This window comes from Paracoccus angustae (assembly GCF_042648745.1).
Taxonomy (GTDB): Bacteria; Pseudomonadota; Alphaproteobacteria; order Rhodobacterales; family Rhodobacteraceae; genus Paracoccus; species Paracoccus angustae.
This window is the reverse complement of sequence record NZ_JBHRXY010000006.1, coordinates 139,484-156,965: the sequence shown is the minus strand read 5'-3', so window position 1 is coordinate 156,965 and position 17,482 is coordinate 139,484. Positions and strand designations below refer to the sequence as shown.

At 68.2% G+C, this 17,482-nt stretch carries 17 protein-coding genes, 1 tRNA gene and 1 pseudogene; 11 read left to right on the top strand and 8 right to left on the bottom strand.

Annotation, left to right across the window (positions count from 1 at the left end):
• Nucleotides 1–137: 137 nt before the first annotated feature.
• Both ACFOM8_RS10240 and nth read right to left on the bottom strand, forming a co-directional pair.
• Nucleotides 138–1,151, bottom strand: coding sequence for an adenosine kinase (locus tag ACFOM8_RS10240; protein WP_377761253.1), 1,014 nt, complete (start codon nucleotides 1,149–1,151; stop codon nucleotides 138–140).
• Complete coding sequence (gene nth, locus ACFOM8_RS10235) at nucleotides 1,148–1,810, bottom strand: endonuclease III (RefSeq protein WP_377761252.1); 663 nt, start codon at nucleotides 1,808–1,810, stop codon at nucleotides 1,148–1,150. The genes ACFOM8_RS10240 and nth overlap by 4 nt, the downstream gene beginning before the upstream one ends.
• A gap of 213 nt (nucleotides 1,811–2,023) precedes the next feature.
• Between nth and ACFOM8_RS10230 the strand changes: the two genes are divergently transcribed.
• Entirely contained in the window at nucleotides 2,024–2,689 is a 666-nt protein-coding gene (locus ACFOM8_RS10230) for an OmpA family protein (protein ID WP_377761251.1), read from the top strand.
• A 72-nt stretch (nucleotides 2,690–2,761) separates the two neighbouring features.
• On the opposite strand, the gene ACFOM8_RS10225 is transcribed toward ACFOM8_RS10230, so the two are convergent.
• The 5 genes from ACFOM8_RS10225 to ACFOM8_RS10205 form a co-directional block, all read right to left on the bottom strand.
• The gene (locus ACFOM8_RS10225; RefSeq protein WP_377761250.1) at nucleotides 2,762–3,319 is read right to left on the bottom strand and encodes a F0F1 ATP synthase subunit B; all 558 of its coding nucleotides are present in this window, start codon (nucleotides 3,317–3,319) and stop codon (nucleotides 2,762–2,764) included.
• Nucleotides 3,316–3,906, bottom strand: a complete 591-nt coding sequence (locus tag ACFOM8_RS10220; protein WP_377761249.1) for a F0F1 ATP synthase subunit B' — start codon at nucleotides 3,904–3,906, stop codon at nucleotides 3,316–3,318. The genes ACFOM8_RS10225 and ACFOM8_RS10220 overlap by 4 nt, the downstream gene beginning before the upstream one ends.
• A 74-nt stretch (nucleotides 3,907–3,980) precedes the next feature.
• Nucleotides 3,981–4,217, bottom strand: a complete 237-nt coding sequence (locus tag ACFOM8_RS10215; protein ID WP_090611015.1) for a F0F1 ATP synthase subunit C — start codon at nucleotides 4,215–4,217, stop codon at nucleotides 3,981–3,983.
• Between the two features lie 83 nt (nucleotides 4,218–4,300).
• Complete coding sequence (locus tag ACFOM8_RS10210; RefSeq protein WP_377761248.1) at nucleotides 4,301–5,056, bottom strand: F0F1 ATP synthase subunit A; 756 nt, start codon at nucleotides 5,054–5,056, stop codon at nucleotides 4,301–4,303.
• 2 nt (nucleotides 5,057–5,058) lie between these two features.
• Nucleotides 5,059–5,406: an AtpZ/AtpI family protein gene (locus ACFOM8_RS10205; RefSeq protein WP_377761247.1), complete on the bottom strand. Its 348-nt coding sequence runs from the start codon at nucleotides 5,404–5,406 to the stop codon at nucleotides 5,059–5,061.
• A gap of 206 nt (nucleotides 5,407–5,612) precedes the next feature.
• On the opposite strand from ACFOM8_RS10205, the gene ACFOM8_RS10200 reads away from it, so the two are divergent.
• The 4 genes from ACFOM8_RS10200 (at nucleotide 5,613) to ACFOM8_RS10185 (ending at nucleotide 7,867) form a co-directional block, all read left to right on the top strand.
• Nucleotides 5,613–5,960, top strand: coding sequence for an ArsR/SmtB family transcription factor (locus tag ACFOM8_RS10200; RefSeq protein WP_377761246.1), 348 nt, complete (start codon nucleotides 5,613–5,615; stop codon nucleotides 5,958–5,960).
• Nucleotides 5,957–6,838 (top strand): PfkB family carbohydrate kinase, encoded by an 882-nt coding sequence (locus ACFOM8_RS10195; RefSeq protein WP_377761245.1) that lies wholly within the window; start codon nucleotides 5,957–5,959, stop codon nucleotides 6,836–6,838. Before ACFOM8_RS10200 ends, ACFOM8_RS10195 begins: the two co-directional genes overlap by 4 nt.
• A complete protein-coding gene (locus ACFOM8_RS10190) occupies nucleotides 6,835–7,749 on the top strand; it encodes a pseudouridine-5'-phosphate glycosidase (RefSeq protein WP_377761244.1) in 915 nt (304 codons plus the stop codon). The genes ACFOM8_RS10195 and ACFOM8_RS10190 overlap by 4 nt, the downstream gene beginning before the upstream one ends.
• Nucleotides 7,750–7,784: 35 nt before the next feature.
• Nucleotides 7,785–7,867: transfer RNA gene (locus tag ACFOM8_RS10185), tRNA-Leu, on the top strand.
• Between the two features lie 59 nt (nucleotides 7,868–7,926).
• Here the strand turns inward: ACFOM8_RS10185 and ACFOM8_RS10180 are convergent.
• Nucleotides 7,927–8,307 carry a translation initiation factor 2 gene (locus ACFOM8_RS10180; RefSeq protein WP_377761243.1) on the bottom strand — a complete coding sequence of 127 codons (381 nt, stop codon included), beginning with the start codon at nucleotides 8,305–8,307 and terminating at the stop codon, nucleotides 7,927–7,929.
• 205 nt (nucleotides 8,308–8,512) lie between these two features.
• Between ACFOM8_RS10180 and fdnG the strand changes: the two genes are divergently transcribed.
• The 6 genes and pseudogenes from fdnG to selB all read left to right on the top strand — a co-directional run.
• Nucleotides 8,513–11,602 carry a formate dehydrogenase-N subunit alpha gene (fdnG, locus tag ACFOM8_RS10175; protein WP_377761242.1) on the top strand — a complete coding sequence of 1,030 codons (3,090 nt, stop codon included), beginning with the start codon at nucleotides 8,513–8,515 and terminating at the stop codon, nucleotides 11,600–11,602.
• A complete protein-coding gene (gene fdxH / locus ACFOM8_RS10170) occupies nucleotides 11,599–12,576 on the top strand; it encodes a formate dehydrogenase subunit beta (protein ID WP_377761241.1) in 978 nt (325 codons plus the stop codon). Before fdnG ends, fdxH begins: the two co-directional genes overlap by 4 nt.
• Entirely contained in the window at nucleotides 12,576–13,262 is a 687-nt protein-coding gene (locus ACFOM8_RS10165) for a formate dehydrogenase subunit gamma (RefSeq protein ID WP_377761240.1), read from the top strand. Before fdxH ends, ACFOM8_RS10165 begins: the two co-directional genes overlap by 1 nt.
• Nucleotides 13,263–13,299: 37 nt before the next feature.
• The gene (gene fdhE / locus ACFOM8_RS10160) at nucleotides 13,300–14,214 is read left to right on the top strand and encodes a formate dehydrogenase accessory protein FdhE (RefSeq protein ID WP_377761239.1); all 915 of its coding nucleotides are present in this window, start codon (nucleotides 13,300–13,302) and stop codon (nucleotides 14,212–14,214) included.
• Complete coding sequence (gene selA / locus ACFOM8_RS10155; RefSeq protein ID WP_377761238.1) at nucleotides 14,214–15,581, top strand: L-seryl-tRNA(Sec) selenium transferase; 1,368 nt, start codon at nucleotides 14,214–14,216, stop codon at nucleotides 15,579–15,581. Before fdhE ends, selA begins: the two co-directional genes overlap by 1 nt.
• A pseudogene (gene selB, locus ACFOM8_RS10150) lies at nucleotides 15,578–17,434 on the top strand (selenocysteine-specific translation elongation factor); the annotation flags it as partial. The gene selA and the pseudogene selB, both read left to right, overlap by 4 nt.
• Nucleotides 17,435–17,482 lie beyond the last annotated feature (48 nt).

Below are 17,482 nucleotides of genomic sequence, written 5' to 3'. Positions count from 1 at the left end.
TCGTTCCGGCCCTGATACACGCGGCGCAAGAGCCGCGCAACGCCAGCGGAACCAAACCGGCAGGCATTCACCTTTGCCGAAATACCCTCGGGGGGTCCGGGGGGCGAAGCGCCCCCGGCCTTCGCGGGACGCAAAACTCAGATCAGCCCTTCGGCCCGGAAATCCGCCCGCAGATCCCGCTCCGGCCGGGGCCCGACATGGCCGATCACCTCGGCGGCCGCGATGCAGCCCATCCGGCCCGCCACCGCCAGCGGCACGCCCAAGGCCAGCCCATAGATCAGCCCCGCCGCGAACTGGTCCCCCGCCCCCGTCGCATCCACCGGCACGACGCGATGAACCGGCGCCGTCACCCGCTCGCCGTCGCGGATCAAGATCGCGTCATCGCCCGACCGCGTGCAGATCACGGTTCCGCAATCGGCGGACGCCAGACGCAGCGCCTCCTCCAGATCGGCGACCTGGTACAGCGACTGCCATTCATGGACATTGCCGATCACGTAGTCCATCGGACCGGCCACCAGCCGCCGGAAATCCGCGCGGTGCCGGTCCACGCAAAACGGATCGGACAGCGCGATCCCCGCCTGCCCGCCCGCTTCGTGACAGGACCGGGCGGCCTTCAGGAAAGCCTCTTTCCCTTTGGGCTTGTCGAACAGGTATCCTTCAAGAAACAGCCAGCCAGCCCCCTGGAAAACGGCGGGATTCACGTCGTCCGGCCCCAGTTCGGCGGAAATCCCCAGATAGGTGCTCATCGACCGCTCGCCATCGGGCGTGACCAGGATGATGCTGCGCGAGGTCGGCAGCTGGTCGCCCGCCACCGGAGGGTTGACGAAAACCGTTCCCGCCGCCTCGGTCTGCTCGGCATAGGACAGGCCCAGCGGATCGTCGGCGACCCGGCCGATGAAGGCGGTCCGCAGTCCCAGCATCCCGATCCCGGCCAGTGTGTTCGCCACCGACCCGCCCGGCACCAGCTTCGACCGCGCGCGCCCCGGCCCGTGGTCGTCCGCCTGCGCGGCCATCAGGTATTCCGACCGTTCCCGCTCGATCAGCTGCATGATCCCCTTCCGCACCCCCAACGCTTCCAGCCGTGCGTCGTCCGTGGGCGAGATCACGTCCATCACCGCATTGCCGATGCCGATCACATAGGGGGTGGTCATGCGGTCTTCTCCTCGTAGGGGCACAAGTCGTGGATGGGACACACCGCGCAGCGCGGGCGGCGGGCCTGGCAGATATAGCGGCCGTGCAGGATCAGCCAGTGATGGGCGTTCTGCTGAAAGCGCGCGGGCACGTTGTCCTCGATGGCGCGTTCCACCTCGTCCACGTCGCGGCCGGGCGCGACGCGGGTGCGGTTGCCCACGCGGAAGATATGCGTGTCGACCGCCTGCGCGGGATGGCCGAAGGCCGTGTTCAGCACCACGTTCGCCGTCTTGCGCCCCACCCCCGGCAGCGACATCAGCGCCGCGCGGCTGTCGGGAACCTCGCCGCCGAACTCCTCGACCAGGATGCGCGACAGGGCGATCACGTTCTTGGCCTTCTGGCGGAACAGGCCGATGGTCCTGATATGCCCGGTCACGCCCTCAAGCCCCAGGTCCAGCATCTTCTGCGGCGTGTCGGCCACCGCGAACAAGCCCCTGGTGGCCTTGTTCACCCCCACATCCGTGGCCTGCGCCGACAAGGCGACCGCCACAACCAGCGTGAACGGGTTGCTGAACTCAAGCTCGGTCTCGGGCTTCGGGTTCGCCTCCGCCAGGCGCGAGAAGATCGCGGCTTGCTGGACAAAGGGCAAGGGCTGCGGCAGGCGGCGGATCTGAACCATGGCCCCGTGCTTTTGACCGCCCCCGCCCGCCAATGCAAGCCCCGCCCCGGATGCGGGGTTTGTTCCGCCGGTCCAAGGACTTCCCCAAAGGCGCGGCTTCCCTTTCGCCCGAAACTGGCCCACCGTGGCGGCGTTGACCGGCGGCCGCAGAATCGCGGCCGCCACCAAGGCAAGGGGCCAAGCGCCCGCCGCAAGACCGGAAAGGACGATCCCATGAATCTTCGCGTCACCACCATCCTTGCCGCCACGGGCCTCGTGGCGCTTGGCGCCTGCGCCCCCACCACCGGCATGGACGGCACCACCACCGGCATGAGCCGCACGCAGCAGGGCGCCCTGGCCGGGGCCGCCGTCGGCGCCGTTCTTGCGGGCACGCGCGACAGCGACCGCAACAACCAGGGCCGGGACGCCGCGCGCGGCGCGATCCTGGGCGCGGCGGCGGGCGCCATCGCCGGCAATATCCTCGACCGTCAGGCGCAGGCGCTGCAACAATCCGTCAGCAGCAATGTCCAGGTCGTCAACCGCGGCGACCACCTGCAAGTGATCCTGCCCGAAGGGATCCTGTTCGCCACCGACTCGGCCGCCGTTACCGGACAGGCGCAAAGCGATCTTTACGCCGTCGCGCGCAACCTGAACCAGTATCCCAACAGCCGCGTGCAGGTCGTGGGCCACACCGACAACACCGGCTCGCAGGCCTACAACATGGATCTGTCGCAGCGCCGCGCCCAGTCCGTGGCCAGCATCTTGACCGCCGCGGGCGTGGCCCCCGCCCGGCTGGTCGCGACCGGCCAGGGCATGAACCAGCCGATCGCCTCGAACGGCACCGCCCAGGGCCGCGCCCAGAACCGCCGGGTCGAGATCCTGATCTTTCCGACCCGCTGATCGCCCGGTCGCGCCAAGCGAAACCCCCGGTCTTTCGACCGGGGGTTTTTTCTGACCACTGTCCGCCCGATGTCAGTTCAACCGGCGCGCCACGTCTTCGATGGCGTCGTCGATCCCGGCGGACCGCTGTCCGGCCGCCACCTGCTGCGCCAGCAGGGCCGAGGCCGCAGCCACCGCCGCCTGCACGGCCCGGTCGCGCACCGCGCGCACGGCATCGCTTTCGGCGCTGGCGATCTGGTCCTCGGCAGCCTTCAGGCGGCGCTCGATCGAGGTCTTGAGGTCGGCCTTCGCCTTGGCGGCCTGCGCCTCGGCCTCGCGCTTGGCATTGGCCACGATCTGCTCGGCCTGGCCCGCCACCTCGCGCTGGCGGCGTTCGAAGCTGGCATAGATCTCCTGCGCGTCCTCGCGCAGGCGCTTGGCCTCGTCCAGGTCGCGGCGGATGCCGTGGGCGCGCTGGTCCAGCAGGGCGCCGATCCGGCTGGGCACCTTGAAGTACAGCAGGATGCCCACGAAAACCAGGAACGAAACCAGGACGATGAAGTCCGTGTTCCCCAGAGAGAAGAACGGACCCGTCGCGGCGAAGGCCGGGCTCGCGGTCAGGCCGGCGGCAAGAACGGCAAGCTTCTTCATTGCAGGGCTCCCTTCATGCGGCTGTCCACCGCCCCGTCCACCGCAGCCTGATCGACCACGCCGCCAAAGGCGCGGACCAGTTCGGCGGTGACATCGCGGGCAACCTCGCGGGCGTCGTTGACGGCCGAATCGCGGATCTGCCGGATGCGCTGTTCGGATTCCGCGAGGCGCGCGGCGATCTCGGCATCGGCATGGGCGATGGCGGCGTCCAGTTCCTTCTGGATTTCCGCGCGGTTCGCCGCGACGATCTTGCCCGCCTCGGCGCGCGCGTCGGCCAAGGCCTTGTCATAGGCGGCTTCGGCCTCTTTCGCCTTCAGCTTGAATTCTTCGGCCGCCATCAGGTCGCCGGTGATGGCGCCCTGGCGGTCGGACAGGACGGCGCCGATGCGCGGCAGCGCGACCTTGGCGACGACCCAGTAAAGAACGACCATGGCGATGACCAGCCAGAAGATCTGGTTCCCGAAGGAGGTCAGATCCAGCTGGGGCAAGCCCGTGGCCGTCTCGGTCTCGCCATGCGCGACAGACGACGCCACGCTTTCGGTATGTTCGGCCGCGGTGCTGGCGGCCTCTTGCAACAGGCTGATCATATGCCAAACCCCTGGCCTTGAAAGTCACGAAGGGGCGGGGCGAAACCCCACCCCGCCGCAAGGATGGCTTGGGATCAGACCGCGAACATCAGCAGAAGCGCGACCAGGAACGAGAAGATCCCCAGGGCTTCGGCGAAAGCCATGCCGATGAACAGCGTGGCGGTCTGGCCGGCGGCGGCCGACGGATTGCGGAGCGCGCCCGCCAGGAAGTTGCCGGCGACGTTGCCCACACCGATGGCGGCCCCGCCCATGCCGATGGCGGTCAGGCCGACGCCGATGTACTGGCCCAGTTCTCCGATATTGCCTTCCATGATGATGCTCCTTGCGGTTGGAAGTGGTGAAATCAGGGTGAAGGCGGCGCGGGTCGGCGCCGCCAGGAATGCTGCGCGCCGGTTCAGTGCGACGGGTGCAGCGCGTCCTTGAGGTAAACGCAGGTCAGAATGGTGAACACGTATGCCTGGATGAAGGCCACCAGGACTTCAAAGGCATACATCCCCACAACCGCGATGATCGAGATGGGCGCCACGGCGGCAATGGCCGCGAAGCCGGCGAAGACCTTGATCACGGCGTGGCCCGCGATCATGTTGCCCGCAAGTCGGATGGAATGGCTGACGGGACGCACGAAATAGCTGATCACCTCGATCACGGCCAGCACCGGGCGGATCGCCAGGGGCGCCGAGCGGACCCAGAACAGATCCAGGAAATGCGCGCCGTTCTTGGCGAAGCCGATGGCCGTCACGGTCAGAAACACCGCCAGCGCCAGAACCCCCGTCACCGCGATATGCGAGGTCACCGTGAAGGCCATGGGCAGCAGGCCCAGGAAGTTGGCGAAAACCACGAACATGAACAGCGTCATGATGTAGGGAAAGTATTTCAGCCCGTCCTTGCCCGCGATGTCGCCCACCATTTTGTGGATCATGCCATAAGCCATCTCGGCGATGGACTGGCTGCGGTTCGGCACGATGGCGCGGCCGCGGGTGCCCAGCACCAGCAGGGCCAGGGTGGCCAGCACCACGGCGAACAGCCACAGCGTCACGTTGGTGGGCGTGTACCAGTGGACATCACCGTCGCTGAACAGCGGGCGCACGATGAACTGGTCCATCGGATGGAAAGACAGGCCGGTTGCCTCGCCTTGCGCTTCTGTCGCCACGATCAGTCCCTCTCGTCGGTGCCCGGCGGCTTGCCGGACGTGCTGCCAAGCTCGGCCGCCGTGCGCATCATCACCTTGATGCCGGCCACGAAGCCGAGAAGTATGAACAGGATCAGCATGACCGGCAACGTGCCGAACAGCCAATCCAACCCGTATCCGATCCCGGCGCCCAGCACGATGCCGGCGACGATCTCGGTGACCATGCGCCAGGCGACATGCGCCTTGTCATAGCCCGCCATCGGCGTGTCCGCCTCCGGCCTCGAGGTCATTCTGGACAGCCGCTCCTCCAGTTCGCGCAGGCGGGCGGCATCGGCCGCCTTGTCCGCGTCGTTCCGGGGCTTCTCGGCCATCTGTCACGCCCCCGTGTCGGTTGGGGGGGTGTCTAGGTTGGAACACGCCCCGAGTCAAGCAACTGAGATCGTCCGCCAAGCCTTTGTGCTGAAACGATATTCCAAAATCCGCCCTTTGCGGACCGCGGCTTGCAATCCCCGGCCCGGCTCGACATTATTCAACCGCATAGTTGACCATTCCGGCCCGCGGCGGCCCAAGGACACGGATGACCACCCCCTTGCCCGACCGGCTGGACATGATCTTCGCGGCCCTGGCCGATCCCACCCGGCGGCGCGTCCTGTCCATGCTGCTGGAGGACGACATGGCCGTCAGCGACGTGGCCGCGCCCTTCGCCATGAGCCTTGCCGCCATCTCGAAGCACCTCGCGGTGCTTGCGGCGGCGGGGCTGATCCGGCAGGAACGCCGGGGGCGGATCACCTGGTGCAAGCTGGACCCCGACGGGATGCGCGCGGCCTCGGTCTGGATGGGGGGCTTCGGGCAGTTCGATCCGGTGGACCTCGACGATTTCGAACGCTTTCTGGAAGCCGAGATGCAAAGCTGGACAGAGGAATGACCGCCCGCCCCGACATCCTGTGCATCGGCGCGATGCTGTGGGACGTGATCGGCCGCGCGCCGCACCGGATGGCGCCGGGGGCCGACGTGCCGGGCCGCATCCGCCACATTCCCGGCGGCGTGGCGCTGAACGTGGCCGTGGCGCTCGCCCGCCGGGGACTGCGCCCCGCCGTCCTGTCCGCCGTCGGCCGCGACCCGGAAGGCTGCGCCCTTGTGGCCGAGGCCGAACGGCTGGGCGTTATCACCGCGCATCTGGCCCGCGACACCGGGCTGCCCACCGACACCTATATGGGCATCGAGGACAGCGAGGGCCTGATCGCCGCCATTGCCGATGTCCACAGCCTTGAGAACGCGGGCACGGCGATCCTGACGCCGCTGGACGCCGCGCTGTCGGGCTGGACCGCCCCGGTCGTCCTGGACGGCAACCTAACCGCCGATCTGCTGGACGCCGTTGCCCGCGACCCCCGCCTTGCCGGGGCCGACCTGCGCGTGGTTCCCGCCAGCCCCGGCAAGGCCGAGCGGCTGGAGTCCCTGATCGCCGCCCGCCGCGGCTGCTTCTATCTCAACCGGCTCGAGGCCGAGATCCTCGCGGGCCGCGCCTGTTCCGACGCCGCCACCGCCGCGCAGGCCGTGGTGGCGCGCGGCGCGGCGCGCGTGCTTGTGACCGACGGTCCCCGCCCCGCGGCCGAGGCGATGGCTGGCGCGCCCGCCCTGACCTGCCCCCCGCCGCCCGTCGCCGTGGCCCGCGTGACCGGGGCCGGAGACTGTTTCCTTGCGGCCCATCTGGCCGCCGAACTGGCGGGCCGGCCGCGCGACGCGGCCCTGCGCCAGGCCGTCGAGGCCGCCGCCGCCCATGTTTCTGGAAAGGACGTCCCATGACCGCCCCCCTCACCCTTTCGCCCGAAGTCGGGGACGCGCTTGCCGCCGGCCGTCCGGTCGTGGCCCTGGAATCGACGATCATCACCCACGGTATGCCCTATCCGCAGAACCTGGACATGGCGCGCCAGGTAGAGCAGGCGATCCGCGACGGCGGCGCGGTGCCCGCCACCGTCGCCGTGATGGGCGGGCAGATCCATGCGGGGCTGACGGACGGCGCCTTGCAGGCCCTGGCGCAGACGCCCTCGGACCAGGCCATGAAGCTGTCGCGCGCCGATCTGGCCGTCTGCCTGGCGAATGGCCGCACCGGCGCCACCACTGTCGCCGCAACGATGATCTGCGCGCGTCTGGCGGGCATCCGCGTGTTTGCCACCGGCGGCATCGGCGGCGTGCATCGCGGGGCGGAAACCAGCTTCGACATTTCCGCCGACCTGCGGGAACTGGCGCAAACGCCGGTCACGGTGGTGGCTGCGGGCGCCAAGGCGATCCTGGACCTGCCCAAGACCTTGGAGGTGCTGGAAACCCTGGGCGTCCCGGTGATCGCCTATGGTCAGGACGAGCTGCCCGCCTTTTGGTCGCGGTCCAGCGGCATCAGGGCGCCCCTGCGCATGGACAGCGCGGACCAGATCGCCGCCGCCGCCGCCATGCGCGCGCGCCTTGGCCTGAAAGGCGGGCAACTGGTCGCCAACCCCATCCCGCCGGAGGCCGAGATCCCCGCCGACGTGATCGGCCCTTTCATCGAGCAGGCCCTGTCCGAGGCCGAAGCCCGGCGCATCGCCGCCAAGGAGGTCACGCCCTTTCTTCTGCAACGCATCTTCGAACTGACCGAGGGGCGGTCTCTCGCCTCCAACATCGCCCTTGTCCTGAACAACGCCCGCCTTGCGGCGCGGATCGCCGCCGCGATGACCCGTTGACCGCCCCGCCCGTCCCGGCGTAAGGCTGGGCGTGTGCGCGGCTGGCGGAATTGGTAGACGCAGTTGGTTTAGGTCCAACCGCTCCGGCGTGGGGGTTCGAGTCCCTCGCCGCGCACCAGAAATCCCCGGTGCCCAGGTCGCAGGCCGCGCCAAGCGCAGCCCGGTCCCCGTCGTGCTTCAGCGGCAGTCCAGCGTCACCTCGACCGGGTTTGGCACCAAGTCCAGCATCGCGCCGCTGCTGGCGTCCACGCCCGCGCCGATAATTCCGCCGACGAACACGTTGCCCGCCATCGCGGCGCTGCCGCCGGGGGCCACCCGGTTCGTGACGCGGATCTGCTGGTGCTTGCAGCCCTCTTTCGTGACCAGCACGTTGAGTTCGGACTTGCGCGGCACCTTGAACGAACAGGGCGTGTTGTTGCAGGTCTGCCCGTCGCTCATTTTCACCTGCGCCCCGGTGGGGGTCGAGTTGACGACAAGCGTGTCGTTCGATCCGCGCGTAATGGTTGCGCAGCCCGCCATCGACAGGATGGCGCAGGCGGCAATGATCGGTTTGAACATGAGAACCCTCAAGGATGAAACAAGCCCTGTCTGCAGAAAAGCGCCTGTTCCATCAACACCTGATATCCAGATGATTTTATGAAACTTTTTAGTCGGTCTTCAGGACTCCGGCCCTTTCCTCAGGCTGCTTTCCCGTCTTGACTTTTGACCGTCCGGTCAGCAAACTTCCCCGGTACCTATCTATCGACAGGCAGCAGGAGGGGTTATGAACATCGACCTTTCGCGCCGCGGCTTCTTACGGCTGGCGGGTGCGGGGGTTGCGGCGACGTCGCTGGGGGCCATGGGCTTCGGCGAGGCCGAGGCGGCGGAACAGGCGCATGTGCGCGCCTTCAAGCTGGCCACGACCACGGAAACGCGCAACACCTGCCCCTACTGCTCGGTCGCCTGCGGGATCATCATGTATTCCAAGGGTGACGTGAAGGCGGGCGAAACCGCCGAGCTGATCCATATCGAGGGCGACGCGGACCACCCGACGAACCGCGGCACGCTCTGCCCCAAGGGCGCGGCGCTGAAGGATTTCGTCCATGCGCCGACGCGCCTGACCAAGCCGCGCTATCGCGCCGCGGGGGCCGGCGAATTCCAGGACATCACCTGGGACGAGGCGCTGGACAAGATCGCCCGCGCGATAAAGACCGACCGCGACGCCAACTTCATCCAGACCAACGAGGCGGGCGTGCCCGTCAACCGCTGGACGACGACCGGCTTTCTGGCGGCATCGGCAACGACAAACGAAACCGCATGGCTGACCTACAAGACGGTCCGGTCCATGGGGATCGTCGGATTCGACAACCAGGCGCGCGTCTGACACGGCCCCACGGTGTCCAGTTTGGGCCCGACATTTGGCCGTGGAGCGATGACCAACTCCTGGACCGACATCAAGAACACCGACCTCGTGGTCGTCATGGGCGGCAACGCCGCCGAAGCGCATCCCTGCGGCTTCAAGTGGGTGACCGAGGCCAAGGCGCATCGCGGCGCCAAGCTGATCGTGGTCGATCCGCGCTATACCCGCACGGCCTCCGTGTCGGACTATTATGCGCCGATCCGTCCGGGCAGCGACATCGTGTTCCTGATGGGCGTGATCCGCTGGTGCATCGAAAACGACAAGGTGCAGTGGGAATACGTCCGCAACTACACCAACGCCTCGTTCCTGGTGAAGGACGAGTTCGGCTGGTCCGACGGGCTTTTCACCGGCTATGACGAGGAAAAGCGCGACTACGACAAGTCCTCCTGGGACTACAAGCTGGGACCGGACGGCTTTGTGCAGACCGACCCCACGCTTCGGGATCCCCGCTGCGTCTGGAACCTGCTCAAGGCGCATGTGGACGCCTACACCCCCGAATTCGTGGAGCGCATCTGCGGCACGCCGCGCGACAAGTTCCTCGACATCTGCGGCATGATCGGCGAATGCTCGACGCCGACGAAAAACATGACCTCGATGTATGCGCTTGGCTGGACCCAGCATTCCAAGGGCGCGCAGAACATCCGCGGCATGGCGATGCTGCAACTGATCCTGGGCAACATCGGCGTCCAGGGCGGCGGCATGAACGCGCTGCGGGGCCATTCCAATATCCAGGGCCTGACTGACATCGGGCTGATGTCGAACCTGATCCCGGGATACCTCAACATCCCGACGGAAAAGGAAGCGGACTGGGCGACCTACATGTCCACCCGCGGCTTCAAGCCGATCCTGCCGGGCCAGACCAGCTATTGGCAGAACTACAGCAAGTTCATGGTCAGCTTCATGAAGGCCATGTGGGGCGATGCCGCCACGGCCGAAAACGACTGGGCTTATCACTATCTGCCGAAGCTCGACGTGCCCGCCTATGACGGGATGCGCATGTTCGAGCTGATGGCGAACGGCAAGGTGAACCTGTATTTCTGCCAGGGCTTCAACCCGATCCTGTCCTTCCCCAACCGCGGCAAGCTGACCGAGGCCTTTTCCAAGCTGAAGATGCTGGTGGTCATGGATCCGCTGGCCACCGAAACCTCGCATTTCTGGGAAAACCACGGCGTCCACAACGACGTGGACACCGCGTCCATCCAGACCGAGGTTCTGGAACTGCCCACCACCTGCTTCGCCGAGGACGAGGGCGCGCTGGTCAACTCGGGCCGCTGGCTGCAATGGCACTGGGCGGGCGCGACCCCGCCGGGCGAGGCCAAGCACGACACCTGGATCATGGCCAACATCTTCCAGCGGGTGAGAAAGCTTTACCAGGAGGAAGGCGGGGTTTTCCCCGACCCGATCCTGAACCTGACCTGGGACTATGCCGACCCGAACGAGCCGATGCCCGACGAGTTGGCCAAGGAAATGAACGGCCGCGCGCTGGCGACCGTTTACGACACCGCCGATCCCGCCAAGGTCGTGGCCGAGGCCGGGCAGCAGCTTGCCAGCTTCGGGCATTACCGCGACGACGGCACCACCATGGGCGGCTGCTGGATCTATGCCGGCAGCTGGACCGAGGCCGGCAACATGATGGCGCGGCGGGACAACTCGGACCCCGGCGACACCGGCGCCTTTCTCAACTGGTCCTTTTCGTGGCCCGCGAACCGTCGGATCCTGTACAACCGCGCGTCCTGCGATCCGCAGGGCAGGCCCTGGGATCCGTCGCGCAAGATCATCGAATGGACGGGCGAGAAATGGGAAGGCTATGACGTGCCGGACATCCCGGTCACGGCCAAGCCGGGCGAGGTCCATCCCTTTATCATGAACCCCGAAGGCGTTTCGCGCCTGTTCAGCCGGGGCATGATGCGGGACGGCCCCTTCCCCACGCATATGGAGCCTTTCGAGGCCCCCATCGCCAACCCGTTCAACGCGCGGATGCGGGGCAACCCCGTGGCGCGGGTCTTCGAATCCGATGCCGAGAAGTTCGCGGCCATCGGGGATCCCGAATTCCCCTGCGTCGCGACCTCGTACCGCCTGACCGAGCATTTCCACTACTGGACCAAGCACAACCCGGTGAACGCCGCGTTGCAGCCCGAGTTCTTCGTGGAGATCAGCGAGGAGCTGGCGGCCGAGCGGGGCATCGAGCGGGGCGGCCGCGTCCGCGTCTGGAGCAAGCGGGGCGAGGTCTGGGCCAAGGCTCTCGTGACCAAGCGGATCCGGCCGATGCAGATCGACGGCAAGACCGTTCACGTGATCGGCATCCCGCTGCACTGGGGCTTCATGGGCGCGGCGCGCAAGGGCTTCGGCCCGAACAGCCTGTCTTCGCAGGTCGGCGACGCGAACGTGGAAACGCCTGAATTCAAGGCCTTCATGGTCAATATCGAACCCTCAGCCGAGGAGCCGGTGGCATGAGCGAAACCGCGCCCCAACCCAGAACGGCGGTTTCCAACCCGCCGGTTCAGCCCGTCGGGTCGAACCTGCTGCCTTCCGACGTGGTCCGCATCTCGGCCACCAAGGACGTGCCGCAGCCCGAACGGCAGCTGACAAAGGTCGCCAAGCTGATCGACGTGTCCAAATGCATCGGCTGCAAGGCCTGCCAGTCGGCCTGCATCGAGTGGAACGACACAAGGCCCGAGGTCGAGGAGAACGTGGGGATTTACGAGAACCCCCACGACCTGACGCCCGACATGTTCACCCTGATGCGCTTCACCGAATGGGTGAACCCGGAAACCGACAACCTGGAATGGCTGATCCGCAAGGACGGCTGCATGCATTGCGAGGATCCGGGCTGCCTCAAGGCCTGCCCGGCGCCCGGCGCCATCGTGCAGTATTCCAATGGCATCGTCGATTTCATCCACGAGAACTGCATCGGCTGCGGCTATTGCGTGACCGGCTGCCCCTTCGACATCCCCCGCATCAGCAAGGTCGATCACAAGAGCTACAAATGCACCTTGTGTTCCGACCGCGTGGCCGTGGGCCAGGGCCCGGCCTGCGCCAAGGCCTGCCCCACGCAGGCGATCGTCTTCGGCACCAAGGACGACATGATCGCGCACGCCAACGAACGGGTCGAGGATCTGAAGTCCCGCGGCTACGACAATGCCGGGATCTACGATCCCCCCGGCGTCGGCGGCACGCATGTCTTTTATGTGCTGCACCATGCGGACAAACCCTCGATCTATGACGGGCTGCCGGACAATCCGCGCATCTCGCCGGTGGTGGAAGGCTGGAAGGGGATCACCAAGACCGCCGGTCTGGCGGTGATGGGGGTGGCTGCGGTCGGCGCCGCGATCCACGGCATCTTCGCCCGCGCCAACAAGGTGGCCGAGCACGAGGAGCGCGAGGCCGAGAAGCTGGTGCGGTCCGCCGACGACGGAGAGAATGTGTGATGCCACGCCCGATCTATTCCGAACCGGGCGACCGGATCGAATCCGTCAAGCCGGTGACGGTCAGCCGCTACCGGGGCTTCATCCGGGCGAACCACTGGATCACGGCGGTCACGCTGATCCTGCTGCTGATCTCTGGCTTGGCGTTCTTCCACCCGTCGCTGTATTTCCTGACCGGGTTGTTCGGCGGCGGGCAGAACGCCCGCTGGCTGCATCCGGTCATCGGCGTGGTGCTGTTCGTCAGCTTCATGGTGATGTTCGTTCAGCTGTGGCGTCTGAACCTGCCCAAACCCGAGGATACCACCTGGGTCGCGCAGATCGGCGACGTGATGAAGGGCAACGAGGAGAACCTGCCCGAGCTTGGCAAGTACAATGCCGGGCAGAAGTTCATCTTCTGGGCCATGACGATCCTGATTGTCGTGCTGATCGTCTCGGGCGTGATGATCTGGGAACAGTTCTTCGGCGAACTGGTGACGATCCCCATCCGCCGCTGGGCGGTGCTGACCCATTCGCTGGCGGCGGTGGCGATCATCCTGGTCTTCATCCTGCATGTCTATGCGGCCTTCTGGACGCGCGGCACCCTGCGGGCGATGACGCGGGGCACCGTCACCGGCGGTTGGGCCTATCGCCACCACCGCAAATGGCTGCGCGAACTGGCTGGACGGCGTTCGAACGGCCCGGCAGAATAGCCCGAACGGCAAGTGGCCGGTCCGGCCCGGAGAAAACATGAACAGCACTCTCAATCCCGATCCTTCGGTCATCGGCGGCGTCCCCACGGCGCCGCTGGCTTTTTTGCCCGAAGCCGCGGCGCTTTTCGACAAGCGCGCCGGGCGGTTCGCCTTTCTGGCGGATCATGGCGGCAATCTGGCGCCCTTTCTGCGGTTTCTGGCGGACCTGACCGGCTTGCAGGCGCCGCTGGCGCGCGACCTGCCCGCCGTGACGCCGGTTCCCGCCGACCGCATCCGCATCGCCCGCGAAAGCCGCATGCCCCCCATCGACCGCGCGGCCCTGGCGGCGGACGAAGGAATGCACGCCACGCTGGACCGCTTCCTTGCCGAGGCGGCGTCGCTGGACATGCCCGAACCCGCGCGGCTGGCCTTGTCGGCGGTGACGGCGGCGGGGATTGCCGATCGGCACTGGCTTCTGGACAACATCCTGTCGGACCGCATCCCGGACGACAGCGCCGCCCCGCACCTGTTCGTCGCCGCGGCGGTGCAGGTGCATCTGGCGCAGCTGGCGGCCACGCTGGACGCGACGCGACTGGTCAGGATCGGGACGGGCACCTGCCCGACCTGCGGCGGGCGGCCGGCCACCTCCTCCGTGATGGGCGCGGCGGGCATCGAAAGCACCCGCTATGCGACCTGCGGCTGCTGCGCGACCCGGTGGAACGAGGTGCGCGTGGTCTGCCTTTGCTGCGGTTCCACCAAGGGCATCAGCTATCGCAGCGTCGAAACGGACGAGGCGACGGTGAAGGCGGAACTGTGCGGCGAATGCGGCAGTTGGGTGAAGATCCTCTATCAGAACAAGAACCCCAGCCTGGACCCGATTGCCGACGACGTGTCCAGCCTGGGCCTGGACATGCTGATGAAGGACACGGATTTCCGGCGCGGCGGCTTCAACCCCTTTATCGCGGGCTATTGATGACGGGCTTCCGCGCCCTGCCCTCGGTCGATCAGGTGCTGCTGTCCCCCCTGGGGCAGGCGCTGATCGACAGCCACGGCCGCGCGGCGGTGACAGGCGCCCTGCGCGCCCGGCTGGACGCCGCCCGGGCCGCGATCAAGGGCGGCGCCGACGGCGGCGCCGAGGCCGCGCGCCTGCCGCATCTGCTGGCCGCCGACCTGGCGGCCGCCGCGCAGTCCCGGCTGCGCCCGATGCTGAACCTGACCGGCACCGTTCTGCACACCAACCTGGGCCGCGCCATTCTGGCGGATGACGCCATCGCCGCCGCCAGCGCCGCCATGGCCGCGCCGCTGGCCCTGGAATTCGACCTCGACACCGGCGGGCGCGGACAGCGCGACGACCACCTGCGCGGGCTTCTTTGCGAACTGACGGGGGCCGAGGACGCCACCATCGTCAACAACAACGCCGCCGCCGTGCTGATCGCGCTGAACACCTTCGGCCAGGGCCGGCAGGCCATCGTGTCGCGCGGCGAACTGATCGAGATCGGCGGGGCGTTCCGGATGCCCGACATCATGGCGCGCGCCGGGGCGCATCTGGTCGAGGTCGGCACCACCAACCGCACCCATCCCCGCGACTACGAAGGGGCGATCACGGCCGAGACGGGACTGATCCTCAAGGTCCACACCTCGAACTACCGGATCGAGGGCTTTACCGCCGAAGTCCCCGCCCCCGACCTGGCGCAGATCGCGAAAAAGGCGGGCGTGGTGCTGCTGAACGATCTCGGCTCCGGGTCGCTGGCCGATCTGGCCGCTTACGGTCTGCGCCGCGAGCCCACCGTGGCCGAGGCGGTGGCCGAGGGCGCGGACCTGATCACCTTTTCCGGCGACAAGCTGCTGGGCGGACCGCAGGCGGGCTTTGTCGTCGGTCGCCGCGACCTGATCGCGCAGATCAACAGGAATCCGCTGAAACGCGCCGTCCGCCTGGACAAGATCCGCATCGCGGCGCTGGAGGCGACCTTGCGTCTGTACCGCGACCCCGACCGGCTGGCCGAACGCCTGCCTGTGCTGCGCCACCTGTCGCGCCCGCGACCCGACATCGCCGCCCAGGCGGCGCGGCTGGCCCCGCAGGTGGCCGCGCTGCTGCCGGATTTCGCCGTGACCGCGACCGGTTGCGCCAGCCAGATCGGGTCGGGGTCGCTGCCCACGGACACCATCCCGTCCGCCGGGCTGCGGATCACGGGCGCGGGCGGCGACGCGCCCGACCGGCTGGCGGCGCGGCTGCGCGCCCTGCCTCGGCCCGTTGTCGGCCATATCCGCGACGGCGCGCTGATCCTGGACCTGCGGACGCTGGACCGCGACAGCGACCTGCTGGACGCGTTGTCGGCATGATCGTCGGCACGGCGGGGCATATCGACCACGGCAAGACGGCCCTGGTCAAGGCGCTGACCGGCACCGACGCCGACCGCCTGGCCGAGGAAAAAGCCCGCGGCATCACCATCGACCTGGGCTTCGCCTATGCCGACCTTGGCGGCGGCGCGGTCACGGGCTTTGTCGATGTGCCGGGGCACGAACGCCTGATCCACACCATGCTGGCGGGCGCGGGCGGCATCGACCTGGCGCTGCTGGTGGTGGCCGCCGACGACGGCGTGATGCCGCAAACGCGCGAGCATGTGGCGATCCTGGACCTGCTGGGCATCACGCGCGGCATCGTGGCGCTGACCAAGGCCGATCTGGCTGACGCGCCCCGGCGGACGACGGTCGCGGCGGAAATCCGAAAGGCGCTGGCCGGTACCGCCCTGCACGACGCGCCGATCCTGCCGGTCTCCTCTCTGACGGGCGAGGGCATCGACGCCCTCCGCGCCGCCCTGACCGCGGCCGAGAGGGAAACCGCCGCCCGCCACGCCGACGGCCCCATGCGGCTGGCCGTGGACCGCAGCTTCACCCTGTCCGGCGCGGGCACCGTCGTGACCGGCACCGTCCTGACCGGGCGCGTGGCCGTGGGCGATCTCGTTGTGGTCAGCCCCACCGGGCTGGCCGCCCGCATCCGCGCCATCCATGCCCAGAACCGCCCCGCGACCGAAGGGCTGGCCGGACAGCGTTGCGCGCTGAACCTGGCCGGAGAGGCGGTCGGCAAGGACGCCATCCGGCGCGGCGACGTGGTGCTGGCCCCCGCGCTGCACGCGCCGACCGACCGCATCGACGGCTGGCTGACGGTGCTGGACTCGGAACCCAAGCCCATCGGCACCTGGTTTCCCGCCCGCCTGCATAGCCACGCGGTCGAGGCGGGCGCGCGCATCGTTCCCTTGTCGGACCCCATCCGGCCCAGCGGCGGCGGCCCGGTGCAGATCGTGCTGGACCGGGCCGTTGCCGCGGCGGTGCATGACCGCTTCATCCTGCGCGATGTCTCGGCCAGCCGGACCATCGGCGGCGGACGCTTCCTGGATCTGCGCCCGCCCGCCCGCAAGCGCCGGACACCGGACCGGCTGGCGCTGATCGACGCCGCCCGCGCCGAAAACCCCGGTGCCGCGCTGTCGGCCATGCTGGCCGTGGCCCCAGTCGATCTGCCCGCCTTCGCCCGCGACCGCAGCCTGTCCCGTCCCGCGCTGGCGCAAGCCGTCCGCGATGCCGATGCGGCCACCATCGCCGATCTGGCGATCGGCCGCGGGATGCTGGACGCGCTGCAAGCGGGGCTGACCGCCATCCTGTCGCAGTTCCACGAGGACAACCCCGACCTGCCGGGCCTTGGCCGCGAGCGCCTGCGCCTGCAACTGCAACCGCGCCTGCCGAAGGAGGCCTTTCTCGCCTTCCTGCGCGCCCAGTCCGACGCAGGCCGCGCCACCCTTGAGGGCGCCTTTGTCCGACTGCCCGGCCACGAGGTCCGCCTGACGCCCGAGGACGAGGCCCTGTGGGACCGCATCGCCCCGGCGCTGCTGGGCGACAGCCGCTTTCGTCCGCCGCGCGTGCGCGACTTTGCCACCGAGATGGGGATCGACGAACGCGAGGTCCGCCGGATCCTGCGCCTGACGCAAAAGCTGGGCCGCACCGACCAGATCGCCCACGACCATTTCTTCGCGCGCACCGTCACGGCGGAAATGGTGTCGATCATCCACGATGTCGCGGCGCAGGCCCCCGACGGCTGGTTCACCGCCCCCGCTTTCCGCGACCGGGTCCAGAACGGCCGCAAGGTCGCCATCGAGATCCTCGATTTCTTCGACCGCCACGGCCTGACCTTGCGCCGGGGCGATTTACGGCGCATCAACCCCCATCGCGCCGACCTGTTCGGCGCGTCT